Source organism: Brevundimonas sp. NPDC055812, assembly GCF_053616535.1.
Map to the genome: position 1 here is coordinate 59,325 of NZ_JBSHDX010000002.1, position 19,965 is coordinate 79,289.

Annotated in this window: 20 protein-coding genes; 9 read left to right on the forward strand and 11 right to left on the reverse strand. The window is 66.2% G+C overall.

Features of this window, described 5'->3' with window-relative positions; translation table 11 throughout:
* The first annotated feature begins 116 nt into the window (after window positions 1–116).
* From ACWGL1_RS03220 to clpA, 3 genes are all read left to right on the forward strand, one after another.
* A complete protein-coding gene (locus ACWGL1_RS03220; RefSeq protein WP_291781458.1) occupies window positions 117–587 on the forward strand; it encodes a phasin family protein in 471 nt (156 codons plus the stop codon).
* A gap of 173 nt (window positions 588–760) precedes the next feature.
* Entirely contained in the window at window positions 761–1,090 is a 330-nt protein-coding gene (clpS, locus tag ACWGL1_RS03225; RefSeq protein WP_003164443.1) for an ATP-dependent Clp protease adapter ClpS, read from the forward strand.
* 12 nt (window positions 1,091–1,102) lie between these two features.
* On the forward strand, window positions 1,103–3,406 hold the full coding sequence (gene clpA, locus ACWGL1_RS03230) for an ATP-dependent Clp protease ATP-binding subunit ClpA (RefSeq protein WP_343828992.1): 2,304 nt from the start codon (window positions 1,103–1,105) through the stop codon (window positions 3,404–3,406).
* A 78-nt stretch (window positions 3,407–3,484) separates the two neighbouring features.
* On the opposite strand, the gene ACWGL1_RS03235 is transcribed toward clpA, so the two are convergent.
* From ACWGL1_RS03235 to ACWGL1_RS03250, 4 genes are all read right to left on the reverse strand, one after another.
* Window positions 3,485–3,709 (reverse strand): CsbD family protein, encoded by a 225-nt coding sequence (locus ACWGL1_RS03235; protein WP_452111152.1) that lies wholly within the window; start codon window positions 3,707–3,709, stop codon window positions 3,485–3,487.
* Window positions 3,710–4,148: 439 nt separating this feature from the next.
* Window positions 4,149–5,297 (reverse strand): GNAT family N-acetyltransferase, encoded by a 1,149-nt coding sequence (locus tag ACWGL1_RS03240; protein WP_338576020.1) that lies wholly within the window; start codon window positions 5,295–5,297, stop codon window positions 4,149–4,151.
* Window positions 5,298–5,469: 172 nt separating this feature from the next.
* A complete protein-coding gene (locus tag ACWGL1_RS03245; RefSeq protein WP_291781475.1) occupies window positions 5,470–5,928 on the reverse strand; it encodes a RidA family protein in 459 nt (152 codons plus the stop codon).
* 54 nt (window positions 5,929–5,982) lie between these two features.
* Window positions 5,983–7,257 carry a DNA polymerase IV gene (locus ACWGL1_RS03250; RefSeq protein ID WP_452111153.1) on the reverse strand — a complete coding sequence of 425 codons (1,275 nt, stop codon included), beginning with the start codon at window positions 7,255–7,257 and terminating at the stop codon, window positions 5,983–5,985.
* Between the two features lie 123 nt (window positions 7,258–7,380).
* Between ACWGL1_RS03250 and ACWGL1_RS03255 the strand changes: the two genes are divergently transcribed.
* A complete protein-coding gene (locus ACWGL1_RS03255; protein ID WP_003164449.1) occupies window positions 7,381–7,758 on the forward strand; it encodes a response regulator in 378 nt (125 codons plus the stop codon).
* Window positions 7,755–9,116: a PleD family two-component system response regulator gene (locus ACWGL1_RS03260; RefSeq protein ID WP_346487499.1), complete on the forward strand. Its 1,362-nt coding sequence runs from the start codon at window positions 7,755–7,757 to the stop codon at window positions 9,114–9,116. The genes ACWGL1_RS03255 and ACWGL1_RS03260 overlap by 4 nt, the downstream gene beginning before the upstream one ends.
* Before the next feature lie 92 nt (window positions 9,117–9,208).
* Here the strand turns inward: ACWGL1_RS03260 and rpmG are convergent, their stop codons facing one another.
* Complete coding sequence (gene rpmG / locus ACWGL1_RS03265) at window positions 9,209–9,376, reverse strand: 50S ribosomal protein L33 (RefSeq protein WP_003164451.1); 168 nt, start codon at window positions 9,374–9,376, stop codon at window positions 9,209–9,211.
* A gap of 126 nt (window positions 9,377–9,502) precedes the next feature.
* Between rpmG and ACWGL1_RS03270 the strand changes: the two genes are divergently transcribed.
* Window positions 9,503–10,117, forward strand: coding sequence for a hypothetical protein (locus tag ACWGL1_RS03270; RefSeq protein ID WP_452111154.1), 615 nt, complete (start codon window positions 9,503–9,505; stop codon window positions 10,115–10,117).
* Between the two features lie 18 nt (window positions 10,118–10,135).
* Here the strand turns inward: ACWGL1_RS03270 and ACWGL1_RS03275 are convergent, their stop codons facing one another.
* Both ACWGL1_RS03275 and rnr read right to left on the reverse strand, forming a co-directional pair.
* A complete protein-coding gene (locus tag ACWGL1_RS03275; protein ID WP_452111155.1) occupies window positions 10,136–10,843 on the reverse strand; it encodes an NUDIX hydrolase in 708 nt (235 codons plus the stop codon).
* 178 nt (window positions 10,844–11,021) lie between these two features.
* On the reverse strand, window positions 11,022–13,337 hold the full coding sequence (gene rnr / locus ACWGL1_RS03280) for a ribonuclease R (protein ID WP_452111156.1): 2,316 nt from the start codon (window positions 13,335–13,337) through the stop codon (window positions 11,022–11,024).
* Between the two features lie 110 nt (window positions 13,338–13,447).
* Here rnr and ACWGL1_RS03285 point away from each other — a divergent pair, with 110 nt between their 5' ends.
* From ACWGL1_RS03285 to ACWGL1_RS03295, 3 genes are read left to right on the forward strand one after another with little or no spacing between them, the layout of a single operon-like run.
* Window positions 13,448–14,851 (forward strand): pyridoxal-phosphate dependent enzyme, encoded by a 1,404-nt coding sequence (locus ACWGL1_RS03285; RefSeq protein ID WP_338575994.1) that lies wholly within the window; start codon window positions 13,448–13,450, stop codon window positions 14,849–14,851.
* A 4-nt stretch (window positions 14,852–14,855) separates the two neighbouring features.
* On the forward strand, window positions 14,856–16,019 hold the full coding sequence (locus ACWGL1_RS03290) for a cystathionine gamma-synthase (protein WP_452111157.1): 1,164 nt from the start codon (window positions 14,856–14,858) through the stop codon (window positions 16,017–16,019).
* A 56-nt stretch (window positions 16,020–16,075) separates the two neighbouring features.
* Window positions 16,076–17,320, forward strand: coding sequence for a mechanosensitive ion channel family protein (locus tag ACWGL1_RS03295; protein ID WP_452111158.1), 1,245 nt, complete (start codon window positions 16,076–16,078; stop codon window positions 17,318–17,320).
* An 84-nt stretch (window positions 17,321–17,404) separates the two neighbouring features.
* Here ACWGL1_RS03295 and ACWGL1_RS03300 read toward each other — a convergent pair whose 3' ends face one another.
* The 4 genes from ACWGL1_RS03300 to ACWGL1_RS03315 form a co-directional block, all read right to left on the reverse strand.
* Window positions 17,405–17,617: a cold-shock protein gene (locus tag ACWGL1_RS03300; RefSeq protein WP_003167329.1), complete on the reverse strand. Its 213-nt coding sequence runs from the start codon at window positions 17,615–17,617 to the stop codon at window positions 17,405–17,407.
* 175 nt (window positions 17,618–17,792) lie between these two features.
* Complete coding sequence (locus tag ACWGL1_RS03305) at window positions 17,793–17,999, reverse strand: hypothetical protein (protein ID WP_291781507.1); 207 nt, start codon at window positions 17,997–17,999, stop codon at window positions 17,793–17,795.
* 54 nt (window positions 18,000–18,053) lie between these two features.
* Entirely contained in the window at window positions 18,054–18,746 is a 693-nt protein-coding gene (locus ACWGL1_RS03310; RefSeq protein ID WP_312218727.1) for a TorF family putative porin, read from the reverse strand.
* Window positions 18,747–18,782: 36 nt separating this feature from the next.
* The gene (locus tag ACWGL1_RS03315) at window positions 18,783–19,709 is read right to left on the reverse strand and encodes an NAD(P)H-dependent flavin oxidoreductase (protein WP_452111159.1); all 927 of its coding nucleotides are present in this window, start codon (window positions 19,707–19,709) and stop codon (window positions 18,783–18,785) included.
* Between the last annotated feature and the right edge of the window lie 256 nt (window positions 19,710–19,965).

Sequence of the window (19,965 nt, forward strand, 5' to 3'; positions counted from 1 at the left end):
GATCATATTGTGCGTCGCACAAATTTCACTTGAAGTCTCTTCGCAGGTGCACCATATCGCCGTTGTCGCGGTGGGTTCGCCCGTCGCAAGAACCCTTTCGCTTCAGGAGACTCCCCATGGCTGACGCCGCTGAGACCGTGAAGAAGACCGTCGAACAGACCACCGCCAAGGCCAAGGCCCAGGCTGAATCGATCCAGGCCGCCGGCGCCAAGGCGTTCCGCGAAGGCGTCGACAAGTCCGTCGCCTCGCTGAGCGAACTGAACGCCCACGGCAAGAAGAACCTGGAAGCCGTGGTCGAATCCGCCGCCGCCGCCCAGAAGGGCGCCGAGGCCCTGTCGCAACAGGCCGTGGCCTACGGCAAGAAGTCCTGGGAAGACGGCGTCGCCGCCGCCCAGTCCTTCTCGCAGGCCCGCTCGGTGCAGGAACTGTTCGAACTGCAGACCAATTGGGCCAAGTCGGCCGCCGAGGCCTATCTGGCCGAGTTCGGCAAGGCGACCGAGACCATGACCGCCTCGGTCAAGGACAGCTTCAAGCCGATCAACGAGCGCGTCTCGGCCGCTGTCGAGCAGTTCCAGGCCGCCCGCTAAGCGCGTCCTCCAGCTTCTCAAGCCTTCGGAAAGGCCCCGGTGGAAACGCCGGGGCCTTTTCACGTTCAGGCATCAACTGGGCGTGCGCGACGGTAGGTTGGACTGGACGCATCTACAAATCAGGCCATCATTCCCTATCTGATCTTTTGACACTCCCCGACTACGGACCACGAATGCCTAACAGACGGCCAGGTGAACAGGGCGGAGGCGCAGGCGCCGCCGTCGTCACCGAGACAAAGCCGAAACTTCAGCGGCCCTCGCTCTATCGGGTGCTGATCCTGAATGACGACTACACCCCCATGGAGTTCGTCATCTACGTGCTGGAGCGGTTCTTCCAGAAGAGCCGCGAGGACGCGACCCGCATCATGCTGCACGTGCACCAGCATGGCGTCGGGGTCTGCGGCGTCTTCACCTACGAAGTGGCCGAAACCAAGGTCGCCCAGGTGGTCGAGACGGCGCGGCGCCACCAGCACCCCCTGCAATGCACGATGGAAAAGGACTGAGAGGAACCTGCCATGCCTTCGTTTTCCCGTCCTCTCGAAGAGACCCTGCACCGCGCGGTCCACTACGCCAACGAGCGTCGGCACGAATACGCCACGCTCGAACACCTGCTGCTGGCCCTGATCGACGATCCGGACGCCTCGGCCGTGATGACGGCCTGCAACGTCGATCTGGGCGCGCTGAAGGCGGCGCTCGGCTCTTATGTCGACACCGACCTGGCCGCCCTGGCCACGGCCGACGGCGATGACGCCAAGCCGACGGCGGGCTTCCAGCGGGTAATCCAGCGTGCGGTCATCCATGTCCAGTCGTCCGGCCGCGAAGAAGTGACCGGCGCCAATGTCCTGGTCGCCATCTTCTCCGAGCGCGAAAGCCACGCCGCCTATTTCCTGCAGGAGCAGGACATGACGCGCTACGACGCGGTCAACTTCATCGCCCACGGCATCGCCAAGAAGGCCGGGGCCAACGAAGCCCGCTCGGTGCGCGGCGCCAGCCCCGAAGAGGCCGAGGACGGCTCGGTCGTCAAACAGGGCGGCGAGGCGCTGGAGGCCTATTGCATCGACCTGAACGAGAAGGCCCGCAACGGCAAGATCGACCCCCTGATCGGGCGTCAGGCCGAGGTGGAGCGCTCGATCCAGATTCTGTGCCGCCGCACCAAGAACAACCCGCTGCTGGTCGGCGACCCCGGCGTCGGCAAGACCGCCATCGCCGAGGGTCTGGCGCGCAAGATCGTCAACGGTGAGGTGCCGGAGGTCCTGAAGGACGCGACCATCTATTCGCTCGACATGGGCGCGCTTCTGGCGGGCACCCGCTATCGCGGCGACTTCGAGGAGCGGCTAAAACAGGTCGTCAAGGAACTGGAAAGCCACGACAATGCGGTCCTGTTCATCGACGAGATCCACACGGTGATCGGCGCGGGCGCGACCTCGGGCGGAGCGATGGACGCCTCCAACCTGCTGAAGCCGGCCCTGGCGTCGGGCAGCCTGCGCTGCATGGGCTCGACCACCTACAAGGAATACCGCCAGCACTTCGAGAAGGACCGCGCCCTGGTCCGCCGCTTCCAGAAGATCGACGTCAATGAGCCGACGATCGAGGACACGGTGAAGATTCTCAAGGGCCTGAAGACGACCTATGAGACGCACCACAAGCTGCGTTTCACCGACTCGGCCATCCGTACGGCGGTCGACCTGTCGGCGCGCTACATCACCGACCGCAAGCTGCCGGACAAGGCCATCGACGTGATCGACGAGGCGGGGGCGTCGCAGATGCTGCTGCCGGAATCGAAGCGCAAGAAGGTCATCGGCCAGAAGGAGGTCGAGGCCGTCATCGCCAAGATGGCCCGCATCCCGCCCAAGTCCGTGTCGAAGTCGGACACGGAATCCCTGCGCGAGCTGGAGACCGATCTCAAGCGCGTCGTCTTCGGCCAGGAACAGGCGATCGACCAGGTGTCGGCGGCGATGAAGCTGGCGCGGGCGGGTCTGCGCGACCCGAACAAGCCGATCGGCGCCTTCCTGTTCAGCGGTCCGACCGGCGTCGGCAAGACCGAGGTGGCCAAGCAACTGGCCGCCACCCTCGGCATCGAGATGCAGCGCTTCGACATGTCCGAATACATGGAGCGCCATACGGTCAGTCGCCTGATCGGCGCGCCTCCGGGCTATGTCGGCCATGATCAGGGCGGCCTGCTGACCGACGCCGTCGACCAGCACCCGCACTCCGTCGTGCTGTTGGACGAGATCGAGAAGGCGCACCCCGACGTCTACAACATCCTGCTGCAGGTGATGGACAACGGGACGCTGACAGACGCCGTGGGCAAGAAGGTCGACTTCAGGAACGTCATCCTGATCATGACCACCAACGCGGGCGCCGCCGACAACGCGCGCGCGGCCATCGGCTTCGGTCGGGGCAAGGTCGAGGGCGAGGACGAAAAGGCCATCCAGCGCCTGTTCGCGCCCGAGTTCCGCAACCGTCTGGACGCCATCGTGGCCTTCAAGCCGCTGGGCGCCGAGACGATCCGCTCGGTGGTGACCAAGTTCGTGCTGCAGCTGGAAGCCCAGCTGGCGGACCGCAACATCACCATCGAACTGACGGATGAAGCGACCGACTGGCTGGCCAAGAACGGCTTTGATGAACTGTATGGCGCCCGGCCTCTGGCCCGCGTCATTCAGGAGCACATCAAGAAGCCGCTGGCCGACGACATCCTGTTCGGCCGCTTGACCCGCGGCGGACACGTCAAGGTCGAGCTGAAGGACGGCAAGATCGCCTTCGACATCACCCCGGCCAAGGGCGCGGCGGTGAAGGAAGAGGAAGAAGAGACGGCCTGATCATTCATCAGGTTCAAAGAGAAAGGCCCGGACGTCGCCGTCCGGGCCGTTTTCTCCCTCGAGGGGATAAGGGCTTCGTCAGCGCTTGCGGCTCAGGGCGCCGAGCAGCAGGTCGGCAGGGGCTTTGTCCACCATGCCGTCCAAGCCGTCGATGACGCGGCCATAGGCGTCCATCGCCTTGCCCTTCACTTCGTTCAGCTTGCCGTCGATCTGAAGCTTGCTGTCGCCGGTCAGCCGGCCGAAGCCGTTCTGCACCTTGCCACCCGCTTCGGTCACGGCGCCTTCAATGCGTTGGTCAGTCATACTTCACCAGGGTCAGGAGAATAGTCTCCTCAACAAGCGCGCGGCTGGCGAAGAGGTTGCGTGATCTATTTGGGGGCGTCCGGAGGCGGGATTTGCACGCTGGTTCCATTGCGTTGCGTCAGGTCGCGCGCCTCTCTGGCATGTTCGGCGTCGAGCGCGTCCCAATCCCGTTGAGACATGCAAACTCTTCGTTGGCGGTTCTGTAAGCGGGAACCGACATTAGGCTGAGAGCGACAAACCGTGCGGTCGAGGCGAGACGTGGATTTAGTTTCAACCCTCTCCTCGGTCTCTTGGGATGCGGATGAATCGGCTGAAACTTGAAGGGGGGCGATGGCGTGCGCGGATAAGGCGGCGGAAAAGACGAGTAGGGCTAAGGCTGACATCGCAAATCTCCCGTGTTTAAGTAACAAGGGTACTCTAACTTGATTAAATTGCGAAGCTAGTTGTTTCGGTAGGGCGACAGCTCCGCCGTCATGGCGTGCATCTCGGCCTCCACCGCCGGGCGCTCCTGCTCGAGGTAGCGGGCGACCGGATCGCGCAGGGCGGGATCGGCGATGAAATGGGCCGAATAGACGGGGGAGGGCAGGTAGCCGCGCGCGATCTTGTGATCCCCCTGTGCCCCCGCCTCGACCCGCGACAGGCCGCGCGCGATGGCGAACTCGATGGCCTGATAGTAGCACAGCTCGAAATGCAGGAAGGGCCGGTCGACCAGCGTCCCCCACTGGCGGCCATACAGCGCCTCGCGGCCTATGAAGTTGAGCGCGCCGGCTACCGGCGTATCACCCTCGAACGCCATGACAAGGGCGATACGGTCGGCCATGGTAGCGCCGACGCGGGCGAAGAAGTCGCGCGTCAGATAGGGCCGTCCCCATTTGCGGTCGCCGGTGTCCATGTAGAAGGCGAAGAAGGCGTCCCAGTGCGCCTGCGTGATCTCGGCGCCGGTGAGGACGCGAATGTCGAGGCCCGCCTGCGCCTCGCGTCGCTCGCGCCGGATGGTCTTGCGCCGATTGGATGACAGGGCGCCCAGGAAGTCGTCGAAGCTCTGATAGCCGTCGTTGCGCCAGATGAACTGGATGTCCCGACGCGGCAGCAGGCCCGCCTCGGCCATGGCGCGCCACTCGTCCTCAAGCGGGAAGTTGACGTGAAGGGACGACACGCCCAGCCGCTCGGTCAGCGTCAACGCGCCTTGCAGCAGGGCCTCGCGCACCGTGGCGGCGTCCGTTCCCGGCGCGTTGAGGAAACGCGGGCCGGTCGCGGGGGTGAAGGGCACAGCCCCCAGCAGCTTGGGGTAATAGCGCCCGCCCGCGCGCTGATAGGCGTCGGCCCAGCTGTGGTCGAAGACGTATTCGCCCTGGCTGTGGCCCTTCAGATAGAGAGGCATGACGCCGATCACGACGCCGTCTTCATTGTGCAGGGACAGATGGCGCGCCGCCCAGCCCTCGGACGGGACGGCGCTGCCGGATGCCTCGCAGGCGTCGAGGAAGTCGTAGGAGACGAAAGGATCGCCGCTTGGGGCCGCACAGGCGTCCCATGCGGCCCGGCCGATAGCGGCGATGCTGTCGTGCACCTGAAGCGTGAAACCCGACACCTCTATCCTTCTCCCCTCGGGGGAGAAGGTGGGCGCTGAAAGCGCTCGGATGAGGGGGCTGTGTCCGCGCGCGAAAGAGGCAAGGATGAGGGCGCAACAAACCGCCCCCTCATCCGTCTCGCTCCGCGAGCCACCTTCTCCCCCAAGGGGAGAAGGGTGTGACGCATGGTTGTCACTTCACCTCAATGACAGCGTCGATCTCGACGGCGAAGCCGAGCGGCAGCTTGTAGACGCCGACGGCCGAGCGCGAGTGCTTGCCCGCGTCGCCGAAGACCTGGACCATCAGGTCCGAGCAGCCGTTGATGACAGCGGGAATGGCCTCGAAGTCAGGGCCGGCCTGGACGAAGCCGCCCAGCTTTACGATGCGGACCACGCGATCCAGGTCGCCGTCGACGGCGGCGTTGATCTGGGCCAGCAGGTTGATGCCGCACAGGCGGGCGGCCTCGGCGGCCTGCTCCGGCGTCACGTCCACGCCGACGGTGCCCTTGATGCCGCCGCTGGCGTCGTTCGACAGCTGACCCGAGATGAAGATCTGCTCGCCCGAGCGGACGTAGGAGACATAGCTGGCGACCGGCTTGGCGGGCTCGGGCAGGGTGATGCCGAGTTCAGCGATGCGGGCGTGGATGCTCATGGGGCGACTCCGTGTGAAAGGGTTGAGGGGGTTTAGCGCGGCGCGGCGGCCGCGTCATCCGGGGCGTTCGTTGGGACGTTTCAGAGCGCGCCCGGCGACGACGGCGGCGGCCCCGAACTTGTCGCGCAGGGCGTCGATGGCCGTCTCGGTCTTCAGGGCGCGGGTTTCGCTCGTGGCGAACAGGCCGGCCGGGGCGTCCTGGGCGTCGGCGATATCGGCCATGCCGATGCCGATCAGCCTGTAAGGTACGCCGATTTCGGGTTTCAGCAGGTCGCGACCGGCGGCGAACAGGGCGCGCGCCGTCTGCACCGGCTCGGCCAGGGTGACGCGGCGGGTGACGATCTTGAAGTCCGTCTTGCGCAGCTTCAGCACCACGACGCGGCTGGCGACGCCGTCGCGGCGCGCCTTGGACGCCAGCTTTTCGCACAGGGGCCACAGCTCGGCCTCCAGCGCTTCGGCCGTGGTCAGGTCGTCGTTGAAGGTGGTCTCGGCGCTCATGCCGCGCCGGTCGTGGTCCGGGTTCACCGGGCGGCTGTCGCGGGCGTGGCTGAGGTCATGCAGGCGCAGGCCCGTCTCGCCATAGCGCCGGATCAGGTCCTTGACCTCTGCCGCAGCCAGATCGCCGATGGTGGCGAAGCCGTCCGAGCGCAGGGTGCGGCCGAACACCGGCCCGACGCCGGGCAGGGCGGTTACGGGGCGCGGCGCCAGCAGCCCTTGCGCTTCTGTCGCGCCGATGACCGAAAAGCCGCGCGGCTTGTCCAGTTCGGAGGCGATCTTGGCCAGGAAGCGATTGGGCGCCAGGCCGATGGAGACGGTCAGCCCGGTCTCGTCCTCGATCCATTTCTGCAGACGCGCCAGTTGGAAGGCGGGCGGTCCGCCGTTCAGCCGCTCGGTGCCCTTCAGGTCGATCCAGGCCTCGTCCAGCGACAGGGTCTGAACCAGCGGCGTCAGCTGTTCCAGCGCGCCGAAGATACGACGGCTCTCGGCTCTGTATTTGCTGAAGTCCGGCTTGATGACGACCGCGTCGGGGCAGGCCTTCAGCGCCTTGAACATCGGCATGGCCGAGCCGACGCCGTACAGCCGCGCCACATAGCAGGCGGTGGAGACGACGCCCCGCTTGCCGCCGCCGACGATCACGGGCTTGTCGCGCAGTTCGGGTCGGTCGCGCTTCTCGACCGAGGCGTAGAAGGCGTCGCAGTCCAGGTGGGCGATGTGCAGGTCGCTCAGTTCGTCATGGACGATCACCCGGCGCGAGGCGCAGGATGGGCACCGCGCGACCTTGCGGTCGCCGGTCCACAGGCAGTCGCGACAGAGGGCCGTAAGGGCCACGCAGGAACTCCGTTTCCTCAGCTTCACGTCAACTTAAGACTGACGCGGCCACAGTGCGCCCAAGAAGGCGTAACAGCCCGACGCGAAAGCGGATGAACAAGAGGCGCAACGGCCGGGTGGCGGATGTCCAAGAAGGTCCTCATCGTCGAGGATAACGAGCTGAACATGAAGCTTTTTCATGATCTGCTCGATTCCCAGGGGTATGAAGTGCTGCAGACCCGCGAAGGGCTGCAGGCGCTGGCGATTGCGCGCGAACACCGCCCCGACCTGATCCTGATGGATATCCAGTTGCCGGAGATCTCGGGCCTTGAAGTCACCAAATGGCTCAAGGACGACGAAGAGCTGAACCATATCCCCGTCATCGCCGTTACAGCCTTCGCCATGAAGGGTGATGAGGAGCGGATTCGCCAGGGGGGCTGCGAAGCCTACATCTCCAAGCCGATCTCGGTCATCTCCTTCCTGGAGACGGTGCGCAGGCACCTTGGTCAGGGGGCGGCATGAGTGCGCGGATCCTGGTGGTCGACGACGTCGAGGCGAACGTCCGGCTGCTCGAAGCCAAGCTGACTCTCGAATACTACGACGTCCTGACCTGCCATGACGGCGCGACGGCCATCACCCTGGCGGGCGCCGAACAGCCGGACCTGATCCTGCTGGACGTGATGATGCCGGGCATGGACGGCTTCGAGGCCTGTCGTCGGATCAAGGCCGAGGCGGAGACGCGCCACATTCCGGTGGTGCTGGTGACGGCGCTGGACGGCCGGCATGATCGCATCAAGGGGCTGGACGCCGGCGCCGACGACTTCCTGTCCAAGCCGCTGGACGATGTGATCCTGATGGCGCGGGTCCGCAGCCTGACTCGCCTCAAGATGGTCATGGACGAACTGCGCGAGCGCGAGGAAAGCGGTCGCCGGGTCGGCGTCGACACCGGCGGCGTGGCGCGGCTCAAGGGGTCGGGCGGGCGTGTTCTGATTGTCGATGACAATACGCTTCAGGCTCAGGTGATGGCGCAGGAGCTGTCGCTGGAGCATCGCCCCATGATCGAGCCGTCGCTCGAGGCGGCGCTGGAGACGGCGCGGGGCCCGGTCGACCTGGTGATCGTCAATGTGACGTCCGAACGGTTCGACGGCCTGCGGCTGATCGCGCAGCTTCGGTCCAAGGAGCCGACGCGTCGACTGCCCATCCTGGCTCTGGTGGACACTCAGGACCGGGCGCGTCTGCTCAAGGCGCTGGAGCTGGGCGCGCATGACATCCTGACCCGCCCCGTCGATCCTGAGGAATTGGCCGCGAGAGTGCGCACCCAGGTGCGGCGCAAACGCTATGGCGACTTTTTGCGCCAGAAGCTGGACCACAGCCTGGAGATGGCGGTCACCGACCCGCTGACGGGCCTGCACAACCGACGCTACATGAACGGGCAACTGGACGCCCTGGTGGCGCGCGCCAATCGCGGCGGCGATCCGGTGGCGGTGCTGGTGCTGGACATCGATCACTTCAAGGCGGTCAACGACAGCCTGGGCCACGATGCGGGCGACGAGGTGCTGCGCGAATTCTCGGTGCGGCTGGCGACCAATGTGCGGGCGGTGGACCTGCCGTGCCGGTTCGGCGGCGAGGAGTTCGTCGTGGTCATGCCGGGCACGACGCTGGAAGACGCCCATCGCATCGCCGAGCGAATCCGTCGCGACGTCGGCGCCTCGCCCTTCCGCATCCTGGGCGGCGAGCCGTTGAGCATCACCGTTTCGGTCGGCGTGGCGGCGACCAGGGGCGCGGACGACACGCCGGCCTCCCTGCTGAAGCGCGCCGACGAGGGCGTGTATGAGGCCAAGAAGGCCGGCCGCAATCGGGTGGTGGCGCGCGCGGCCTGATGGCCTCGGCCTTATATGGCGGACAACGAAAAACGCCCGGTCTTGCGACCGGGCGTTTCGAGTCTTGCAGATTCAAGCGGGGGGCTGAGCCCTTACTTGATCTTGCCTTCCTTGAACTCGACGTGCTTGCGGACGACCGGGTCGTACTTCTTGACGACCATCTTTTCGGTCATCGTACGGGCGTTCTTCTTGGTCACGTAGAAGAAGCCGGTGTCGGCGGTGGAGTTCAGGCGGATCTTGATGGAAGCCGGTTTGGCCATCGGAATTACCTCTGCGACGGCGAAAGCCGCTTGAAATAAGAGGCGCGGAACATACTCAGGACAGGCTCAAAGTCAACGGTTTCGATGTCGCGTTGAGCGAGGCCGCGAGAGCGGTAGTATTTCGCCATGAAAACGCCCCACTTTAAGCCCGCCCACGCCCTGTCCGCCGCTGTCATCGCCGCCGGACTGGCGCTTTCCGCCTGCTCCTCCGAGCCCGCCGCGCCGGCTGCGGCGCCGGCCGAAGCTCCCGCCACGGCCCAGGACGCCTTCTTCGCCAATTTGACCGAACTGTGCGGCCAGCGATTCGAGGGCAAGGTCGTCACGACCGAGGCCGCCGACTCGGATTTCGCCGGCAAGCGCCTGCTGATGCATGTCCGCGACTGCTCGGCGGATGAGATTCGCATTCCCTTCTGGGTCGGCGAGGACCGTTCGCGCACCTGGGTCGTGACGCGCACCGAGTCGGGCCTGCGCCTGAAGCACGACCACCGCCACCCGGACGGCACGACCGATACGCTGCATTGGTATGGCGGCGACACGGCGAACGAAGGCACGGCCGAACGTCAGGAGTTCCCGGTCGATCAGGAGTCCATCGACCTGTTCAACGCCAATGACGCCTCGGTCTCGACGACCAACGTCTGGGCCATGGAGATCCATCCCCAAAAGACCTTCAGCTATGAGCTGCGTCGGCCGAACCGCCATTTCCAGGTCGATTTCGATCTGACCAAGCCGGTCGCCGAATAAGACGGCGAGGCCGCCGCGTCAGTCCTGATGGTCGATGACGTGGCGGCCGCGCACCATGTGCACGAAGGGCAGGGGGCGCTGCGGCGTTTCCAGCCGCTCGGCGACCTCACCCAGCACGAAGCGGGTGATGGCGGGCAGATCCAGCCCTTGGGCCTCTTCCAGCGGAATCCAGGCGATCTCGTCCAGTTCGCCTGAGCCTTCTATGCAGTCGGGATCGCGCAGGGCCTCGACCGGGGCCATGAAGAAGCGGGCGTCGAAACGGCGCGTGCGGCCCGGGGGCGTGATGGCGCGCGCCACATAGGACAGGACCGACAGATCGGGCAGGGCGCCCGCCTGACGGTATTCCCGCCACGGTCCGGCGACCGAGGCGGTCGGCGCGGCGCGGCCCAGGATCAGCCCGGTCTCCTCAAAGGTCTCGCGTACGGCGGCCAGGGCCAGGGCGCGGGCGCGGCGGGCGGGCATCTCCGCCTCCAGCCGCCGCGCGACGTCAGGCGACAGGGCGCCGTTCGAGGCGGCGGTGAAGTCGCTGCGTTCGATACGGCCGCCGGGGAACACCCATTTCGAGGCCATGAAGACATGGCCGGGCGCGCGGCGGCCCATCAACACCTCGGGACGTTTTTCGCCGCGGGTCAGGATCAGGGTGGCGGCGTCTTTGGGGCGCTGGGCCCCGCCTACACGCGGCGCATCGGCCAGATCTTGGGCCGCGTCAAAGGGGCGGGGGTTCATCGCAAAAACTCCTGCCTTCTCCCCATCGGGGGAGAAGGTGGCTCGCGGAGCGAGACGGATGAGGGGGACGCTTGCTGCGTCCTCAACGTCTGTCGTCCCGCCTGCGGATACAGCCCCCTCATCCGAGCGCCTCCGGCGCCCACCTTCTCCCTCGAGGGGAGAAGGGACGTGATATTTTTCACCGTCGCTTGCCCTTTCTGACGCCCTTCAGGCCGCCGGAGGGTTTGCCGCCGTTGCGGGGCTTGGAACCGCCTGGACGGCCCTTGCCGCGCTTGGGAGGGCCGTCTCCCCCGCGTCCGCGCATCCCATAGCGCGGGGCCGGGGCGTTCGGATCGCGCGGGTCCGGCTCGGACAGCATTTCCAGCACCAGACCGCCGGTGACGGGCGTGGCCTCCATCAGGCGGACCTCGACCCGGCGGCCCAGCGGGAAGCGCTTGCCGCTGCGCTCGCCGACCAGGGCGTGAGCGCGGTCGTCGTGGGTGAAGTATTCGTCGCCCAGCGTCGAGACGGGGACCAGGCCGTCGGCGCCCGTCTCGTCCAGCCGGATGAACAGGCCGAAGCGGGTGACGCCGGTGATCCGGCCGCTGAAGCTCGCGCCGACGTGCTCTTCAAGGAAGGCGGCGATGTAGCGGTCCATCGCGTCGCGCTCGGCGGCCATGGAGCGGCGTTCGGTCTCGGTGACGTGCTCGGCGATGCCGCCCAGTTCGACGATCTCGCGGTCGGTCAGGCCGTCCGATCCCAGCTTCAGCCCCCGGATCAGCCCACGATGGACGATCAGGTCGGAATAGCGCCGGATCGGCGAGGTAAAGTGGGCGTAGCGGTCCAGGTGCAGACCGAAGTGGCCGACGTTCTCTGGGGAGTAGAAGGCCTGCATCTGGGTGCGTAGGACGACTTCGTTGACCACCTCGGCGTGCGGGGTGTCGCGGGTCTCTTCCAGCAGCTTGTTGAAGCGCTTGGTGTTGGGCGCCTCGCCCTTGTTCCAGGGCTTGCCGATGGTGTGCAGGAAGTCGGCCAGGTTGAAGATCTTCTCCTGGCTGGGCGTGTCGTGGACGCGGTAGATCAGCGGCGTGTGCGTCTTCTCCAGCGTCTCGGCGGCGCAGACGTTGGCCTGGATCATCATCTCTTCGATCAGGCGATGGGCCTCCAGCGACTTGCGAGGCTCGATGCCGGCGATGCCGCCGTCGGGCGACATGATGATGCGGCGCTCGGGGCTTTCGATGGCCAGCGGGCTGCGGCGCTCGCGGCCCTTCAGCATGGTGCGGTAGGCGTTCCACAGCGGATAGAGGATAGCCTCCATGATCGGCCCGGTGGCGTCGTCCAGCAGGCCGTCGATGGCGGACTGCGCCTGTTCGTAAGACAGCTTGGCGTGGCTGCGCATCAGGCCGCGCGTGAACTTGTGCCCGGTCTTGCGGCCGTCCTTGTCAAAGACCATGCGCACGGCCATGCAGGCGCGGTTCTCGCCCTGCTTCAGGCTGCACAGGCCGTTGGACAGCACTTCCGGCAGCATCGGCTCGACCCGGTCGGGGAAGTAGGTCGAGTTGCCCTTGGCCCGCGCCTCGCGGTCCAGCGCCGTGTTCGGGCGCACATAGGCGGCGACGTCGGCGATGGCGACCCAGACGATCCAGCCGCCCGCATTGGCCGGGTCTTCGTCGCGCTCGGCATAGACGGCGTCGTCATGGTCGCGTGCGTCGGCCGGGTCGATGGTGATGAAGGGGACGTGGCGCAGGTCTTCGCGCCCCTTCAGCGTCGGGACAGCCTGATCCTCGGCCTCCCGTTCGACGGCATCAGAGAAGCCGGTCGGCACGCCGTGGGCGTGGATGGCGATGATGGAGGCGGCGCGCGGGTCGTCCTCGCGCCCGATGTTCTCGAGAATCTTGCCGCGCTTGGGCCCGTAGCGATGCTCGCCCTTCTCGACGGCGGCCAGCACCAGGTCGCCGTCGCGCAGGTCCGTCGCCTGGGCGGCGGGCACCAGCAGCACGTCCTTGGAGCGCTTGTCGACCGGCTCGACCCGCGTCTCGCGCCCGCCCTTGCGGATGACGCCCAGCACGCGGTTGGTCCCGGCGTCCAGCCGCTTGACCAGACGAGCCTCCCAGCCGTTGACGCCCCGGCTGAACTTGACCAGCAGGCGGTCGCCGATGCCGGGCGCCGGGCCGCGACCCTCGCGATCGGGCATCAGGACCGCGCGCGGCGCATCCTCGCTGCTCTTGACCAATTCGACGTAGAGCTCGCCGTCGGCGTCGCGATCCACGACATCGACCACCCCGACCGGGGGCAGGGCGCCGGCTTCGGAAAAGCCCTTGCGGCCGCGCTTGCCCAGGCGGCCCTCGGCCTCCAGCTCCTTCAGCATGTCGCGCAAGTGCCGGCGCTCGGCGCCCTTCAGGCCGAAGGCGCGGGCGATGTCGGCCTTTTCGGCTTCTCCGGCCTCGCGCAGGAAGGCCATCAGGGATTCTTTGTCGGGCAGGCCCGCAGCGGGGCGTTTCGGTGTCTTGACCATTGCGCCCTTTCTAACGCGCTTCGCGGCGAAAGGGTGAAAACTTGCATGAGTTGACCGCGACGGTGCGGACGCCCAGCTTCATTCGAAACCGTGCAACGGAGCCTGCCTTCATGTCGATGACCGACGCCCCTGTTCTCAGCCGTCCGGCGAAGAGCCTGCTGGACCTGATCGGCAAGACGCCGATGGTCGAGGTGACGCGGATCGACACCGGCCCCTGCCGCCTGTTCCTGAAACTGGAGAGCCAGAATCCGGGCGGCTCCATCAAGGACCGCATCGCCCTGTCGATGATCGAGGCGGCTGAGAAGGCGGGCTGGCTGAAGCCGGGCGGCACTATCGTCGAGGCGACGGCGGGCAACACCGGTCTGGCCCTGACTCTGGTCGGCAAGCAGAAGGGCTACAACGTCCTGCTGGTCATCCCCGACAAGATGTCGAAGGAGAAGATCCAGCACCTGCGGGCCATGGGCGCCGACGTGCGCCTGACCCGCTCGGACGTGCCGCACGGCCACCCGGAATACTACACCGACATGGCCGAGCGCCTGGCCCAGCAGATTCCGGGCGGCTATTTCGTCAACCAGTTCGCCAACGACGCCAACTCCGAGGCCCACTTCAGGACGACCGGCCCGGAAATCTTCGAGCAGATGGACGGCGACATCGACGCCTTCGTCGCCGGGATCGGCTCGGGCGGGACGATCACGGGCAACGCCCGCTATTTCAAATCACAGGGCTCCAAGGCCAGGATCATCCTGGCCGACCCGGTCGGCTCGGCGCTGGCGGGCCTGATCAACGAGGGCGTGCCGGGACCGGACGGCAGCTATACGGTCGAAGGCATCGGCCAGAACTTCATGCCCGAGACGACCGATCCCGACCTGATCGACGTCGCCTATTCCATCCCCGACGCCGAGGCGATCGCCACGGTGCGCGAGCTGTTGCTGAAGGAAGGCATTCTGGCGGGCTCGTCGTCGGGCACCCTGATCGCCACGGCCCTGCGCTGGTGCCGCGAGCAGACCGAGCCGAAGCGGGTCGTGACCTTCGTCTGCGACACCGGCGCCAAATACCTGTCCAAGGTCTACAACGACGCCTGGCTGGCCGATCAGGGCCTGGCCGAGCGTGAACTGCACGGCGACCTGTCGGACCTGATCAACCGCAAATACGCTGCCGGCGACGTGGTGGTGATCGGACCGGAAGACACCCTGGACACCGCCTTCAAGCGGATGCGCGGCGACGGCCTGTCGCAACTGCCGGTCATTCAGGACGGCCGTCTGGTCGGCATCCTGGACGAGAGCGACATCGTCCACATCATGAACACCGACGACATCACCCGTCAGGAGCGCTTCGCCAAGCCGGTCGCCTCGGCCATGACGCGCGATCTGGACACGCTTCAGGTGACGGAGTCGCTGGACGCCCTGATCCCGGTCTTCGACCGCGACCGCGTGGCCATCGTGCTGGACGGCGAGACCTTCGTCGGCCTGATCACCCGCACGGACCTGATCAACCACCTCAGCCTGAACCGGTAAGAGCATGGCAGACCTGAAGAACAGCCAGGGCTTCTCGACCCGCGCCATCCATGCGGGCCAGCAGCCGGACCCGACGACGGGCGCGGTGATGACGCCGATCTACGCCACCTCGACCTACGCTCAGGAAAGTCCTGGCGTGAACAAGGGCTATGAATACGCACGAGGCAAGAACCCGACGCGCGAGGCGTTCGAGGCCTGCATCGCCGATCTGGAGGGCGGGGTTCAGGCCTTCGGCTTCGGCTCGGGCATGGCGGCGACCTCTACGGCGCTGGAGCTGCTGGACGCCGGGTCGCACATCATCACCGGCGATGACCTCTATGGCGGGTCGTGGCGGCTGTTCGAGCGGGTGCGCCGTCGCTCGATGGGGCTGGACTTCAGCTACATCGACCTGACCGATCTGGCGGCTGTCGAGGCGGCCATCACCGAAAAGACGCGGATGCTTTGGGTCGAGACCCCGACCAATCCGCTGATGAAGCTGGCCGACATCGAGGCCCTGTCGAAGATCGCCAAGGCGCACAAGCTGATCCTGGTGGTCGACAACACCTTCGCCACGCCGTGGAGCCAGCAGCCGCTGGCCCTGGGCGCCGACGTGGTCATGCATTCGGCGACCAAATATCTGAACGGCCACTCCGACATCGTCGGCGGGGTGCTGGTCGCCAGGGACGCCGAGATGGCGGCCCAGCTGAAGTTCCTGCAGAACTCCATCGGCGGCGTCATGGGGCCGTTCGACGCCTTCCTGGCCAATCGGGGGCTGAAGACGCTGGGCCTGCGCATGAAGGCGCACAATGAGAACGCCCTGGCCGTGGCGCGCTGGCTGGAAGATCGAAAGGGCGTCGCCAAGGTGCTCTATCCGGGTCTGGTCAGCCACCCGCAGCACGAACTGGCCGCGCGTCAGATGAACGGCCGCTTCGGCGGCATGGTCACCCTGCTGATCGACGGCGATCTGGAGCGCACGAAACGGGTGCTGGAGCGGGTGCAGGTCTTCACCCTGGCGGAGTCGCTGGGCGGCGTCGAAAGTCTGGTGAACCACCCGGCCATCATGACCCACGCCAGCGTGCCCAAAGAGGTGCGCGAGGCCGGCGGCGTCACCGATAACCTGATCCGCCTGTCGGTCGGGGTCGAGGACATCGACGACCTGATCGCCGATCTGGATCAGGCCATCGGCTGAGGCTGATTGCGGCGCCGGGGGTTCAAATCCCCGGTCAGCCTGCCTAGGCTGGGGTCATGTTTGATTTCGACGCCATGCGTATTCGCCTGGCGGAGTTTCCGATCGCGGAGATGCTGATCGGGCTCTGTCTTCTCGCCCTTGTCGCCTTTATCGCGGACTTTGTCGTCCGCCGCATCCTGACCCGACTGATCCTGAGAGTGGTCGGCCGGGCGGTGCATGATCTCGACGTTTTGCTCAGGCCGGTGGTGCGCAGTTTCACCCGCGTCGTGCCCGCCATCATCATCCATCAGGGCATCAGCGGGGTGCCGCATCTGGCGCCCGGCTTCGTCACCCTGATCCAGAACGTGGCCGGGGCCTTCATGATCGTGGCTGTGGCCATCGGCATTGGCGCCGGTCTGGACATGTCCAACGCCATCTACGCCCGCTCGCCGCGCGCCCATCGGCGCAGCATCAAGGGCTATCTGCAGGTCCTGAAGATCGTCATCTACGCCATCGCCACCATTCTGGTGATCGCGGCCCTGATCGACCGTTCGCCGCTGCTGTTGCTGTCGGGTCTCGGGGCGCTGGCGGCGGTGCTGATGCTGGTGTTCAAGGACACCATCCTGTCGCTGGTGGCGTCGGTTCAGCTGAACTCAAACGACATGCTGCGCGTCGGCGACTGGATCGAGATGCCCCAGGTCAACGCCGACGGCGACGTCATCGACATCGCCCTGCACACGGTGAAGGTCCAGAACTGGGACAAGACCATCACCACCATCCCGACCTGGCGGCTGATCAGCGAGTCCTATCGCAACTGGCGCGGGATGCAGGAAAGCGGCGGGCGCCGCATCAAGCGGTCGCTGCTGATCGACCAGACCAGCGCGCGCTTCCTGACCGAGGCCGAGCGCGACCGGATGCGGCGCTTCCTCCTGATCGACGACTATCTGGCCGACAAGGCCGCCGAGATGGCCGACTGGAACGCCAAGCTGGTCGAGGCCGGGCGCGATCCGGTCAATATGCGGCGCTCGACCAACATCGGCGCCTTCCGCGCCTATGTGCAGAACTATCTCGAGAACCATCCGCGCATCCGTCAGGACATGACCCTGCTGGTGCGTCAGTTGCAGCCGACGGAGACGGGACTGCCGCTGGAGATCTACGCCTTCACCGCCACGGTGGCCTGGGCGGAGTATGAGGCGATCCAGGGCGATATCTTCGACCACCTGCTGGCGATCCTGCCCGAGTTCGGCCTGCGCCTGTTCCAGTCGCCCAGCGGAGCGGACTTCGGCCAGTTGCGTTCGCCGCCGGTCATGGAGCGGGCATAGAAAAAGCGCGCAGGGTCGCCCCTGCGCGCTCTGTCCTTTTCCTGGCCGCCCGTCATCGCTGACAGGGGCGGCGAGGGGGCTGAATCAGCCTTCGGTCTTCAGTTGACCGGCCGATTCCTTGCCCGAGCGACGGTCGCGCTCGATTTCGTAGGAAACCTTTTGGTTTTCATCCAGGCCGCGCAGGCCAGCCGCTTCCACGGCCGAGATGTGGACGAAGACGTCCTTGCCGCCGTCATCCGGCTGGATGAAGCCGTAGCCCTTGGTGGAGTTGAACCATTTCACAGTGCCGGTAGCCATTTTCAGGACCTCCGCTAGAAGTTGGCCTCAGAGAACGTCCCTGAAGACCTGTCGGGTCTGTATGGATCGGCTTAGACCTCGGTGCGCGGGGCAGAAGGCAGAGCGTTACGCAGAGAGATCGACCGTCACAGGGTGAACGGTCCCGGCGGCTAAAGCAAGGCGTACGAAAAGATCGTCAGCTTTCAACGGCCTGCGTCGGCGCGGACCAGTTTTCCTGGCACAGTTTGCGCAGGGCGTTGGTGATGGTGGAGCCGTACAGGGCGTCCTGAATGCGGTCGTAGCCCTCGCTCTTCAGGGCCTGCTTGACCTCTCCCACCGTGCGGCAGGCGCCGCTTTCAGCCAGCTGGTACGCACGTTCGAGGGTCGTCGGGCGGAATGTCATGCGCCAAGCTTAGGCCCATTGGTCGGAAAAGGCCAAAGCCTCTGTCCGCCTCGATCAGAAGTAGACGCTGATCCCGGCGACCAGGGCGTCGGCGTACTGCTCGCCCGGAACCTTGGCGTTGGTGCCGTGCCAGCGCAGTTCGGCCTCCAGGTTGGAGGTGAGGGCGTAGGTCGCCCCGATGTTGTAGCCGGTGTAGTCGACGCTATTGTCCTGCTCGCGGCGGCCGACCTCGGCCGAGACGTTCAGCTTGTCGGTGAAGTCCCAGCCGCCGCGCAGGGCGACCCAGGTCCAAGATTCCACCGAACCGGCGCCGTCGGGCGAGTGCTGCAGCCGCAGGCGGGCGCTGGCCGGGCCGATCGAGCGCTTCATGTCGGCCGTGAACTCCCAGGCGTTGGCGTCATAGCCGGGGTCGGCGTCCACCCGCCACTTGTGCGCGACGTTCAGGTCGAAATCGAAGCCGCCCCACTGCGGACGCACGCCGCCGGTCAGCTCCAGCTCCAGGTCCGAACCGCCGCTCTTGATCGTTTCGGCGGCGGGGCTGACGTAGAAGAGGCCGCTTTCGCTTTCCCATTCCGCCGCGCCCCAGACGAAGGGATCGCCGTCCGACTTGGAGGCGTCCTTGGAGCGGTTGTCGCTGCCGGCGCCGGCGCTGAAGCTCCAGCGGCCGGGCATGTCCTGCGCCTGGGCCGTCGAGGCCAGGATCAGGAGCGGGGCGGTCGCCAGAAGGGCGGTCGTCAGGATGCGCATGAATCGGCCTCGATAGGGGAGTGTCGAGGCCGCTTCCTAGAGACGCTTCTTGTCGAATTTATCACAGGCTTGCGAAAACTCGTCCGTCAGCCGAGCGACAAGCTGGGCCGTCGTCGGCACGTCGTGGATGGCGCCTGAACCCTGGCCCGCCGACCAGACGGTCTTCCACGCCTTGGCCTCCTCGCCCATGTCCAGCTTGTGCTCGGGCAGGGACTTGGGATCGATCCTGTTCTCGACCAGCGACGGCGTCAGGAAGTTGGCCGGAATGCCAGACACCGCCGGGGTGTAGGTGATGTCCGCCGACCCCGACTGGACGATCAGCTCCTTGTAGTGCGGCTGGGCCGCGCTCTCGGTCGTGGCGATGAAGCGGGTGCCCATATAGGCGAAGTCGGCCCCCATCATCAGCGCCGCCGCCACGTCCTGGCCGGTGGACAGGGCGCCCGCCAGGATGATGGTCCCGTCATAGAAGCCGCGCACCTCGTTGATCAGGGCGAAGGGGTTCACCACGCCCGCGTGCCCGCCCGCGCCGTTGGCGACCAAGATCAGGCCGTCGACGCCCGCCTCGGCCGCCTTACGGGCATGACGCACATTGGCGATGTCGTGGAAGACCACGCCGCCATAGCCGTGCACCGCGTCCACCACGTCGCGCACGGCGCCTAGGGAGGTGATGATCAGCGGCACCTTCTCCTCGACCGAGACCATCATGTCGGCCATCAGGCGAGGGTTGGTCGGGTGGACGATGTGGTTGACGCCGAAGGGGGCGGCGTCGGGCGCCAGCCGCGACTTGATCTCCTGAACCCACTCCCGATAGCCCTCGGTCGTGCGCTGGTTCAGCGAGGGGAAGGTCCCGATCACGCCCGCATTGCAGGCCTCGACCACCAGATCCGGCCCGGACACCAGGAACATGGGCGAGGCGATCACCGGCAGCTTGAGGCCGGACTGCAGGGAAGCGGGAATGGCCACGGGTCGTCTCTCCTGAGTTGCTTTTGGCTACGCTAACCGGCTGTCGTCAGGGAAGGCAATGCATTCGGCTCCCTTCTCCCCTTGTGGGAGAAGGTGGCAGGCGAAGCCTGACGGATGAGGGGTGTGAGCGCCTCCGCATCCGATGATCGCACGGTTGAGGCGCAGAACAGCGAAACTTGCGCCGACACCCCTCATCCGAGCGCCACCGGCGCCCACCTTCTCCCACAGGGGGAGAAGGAAAAAACAGAGTCCAATT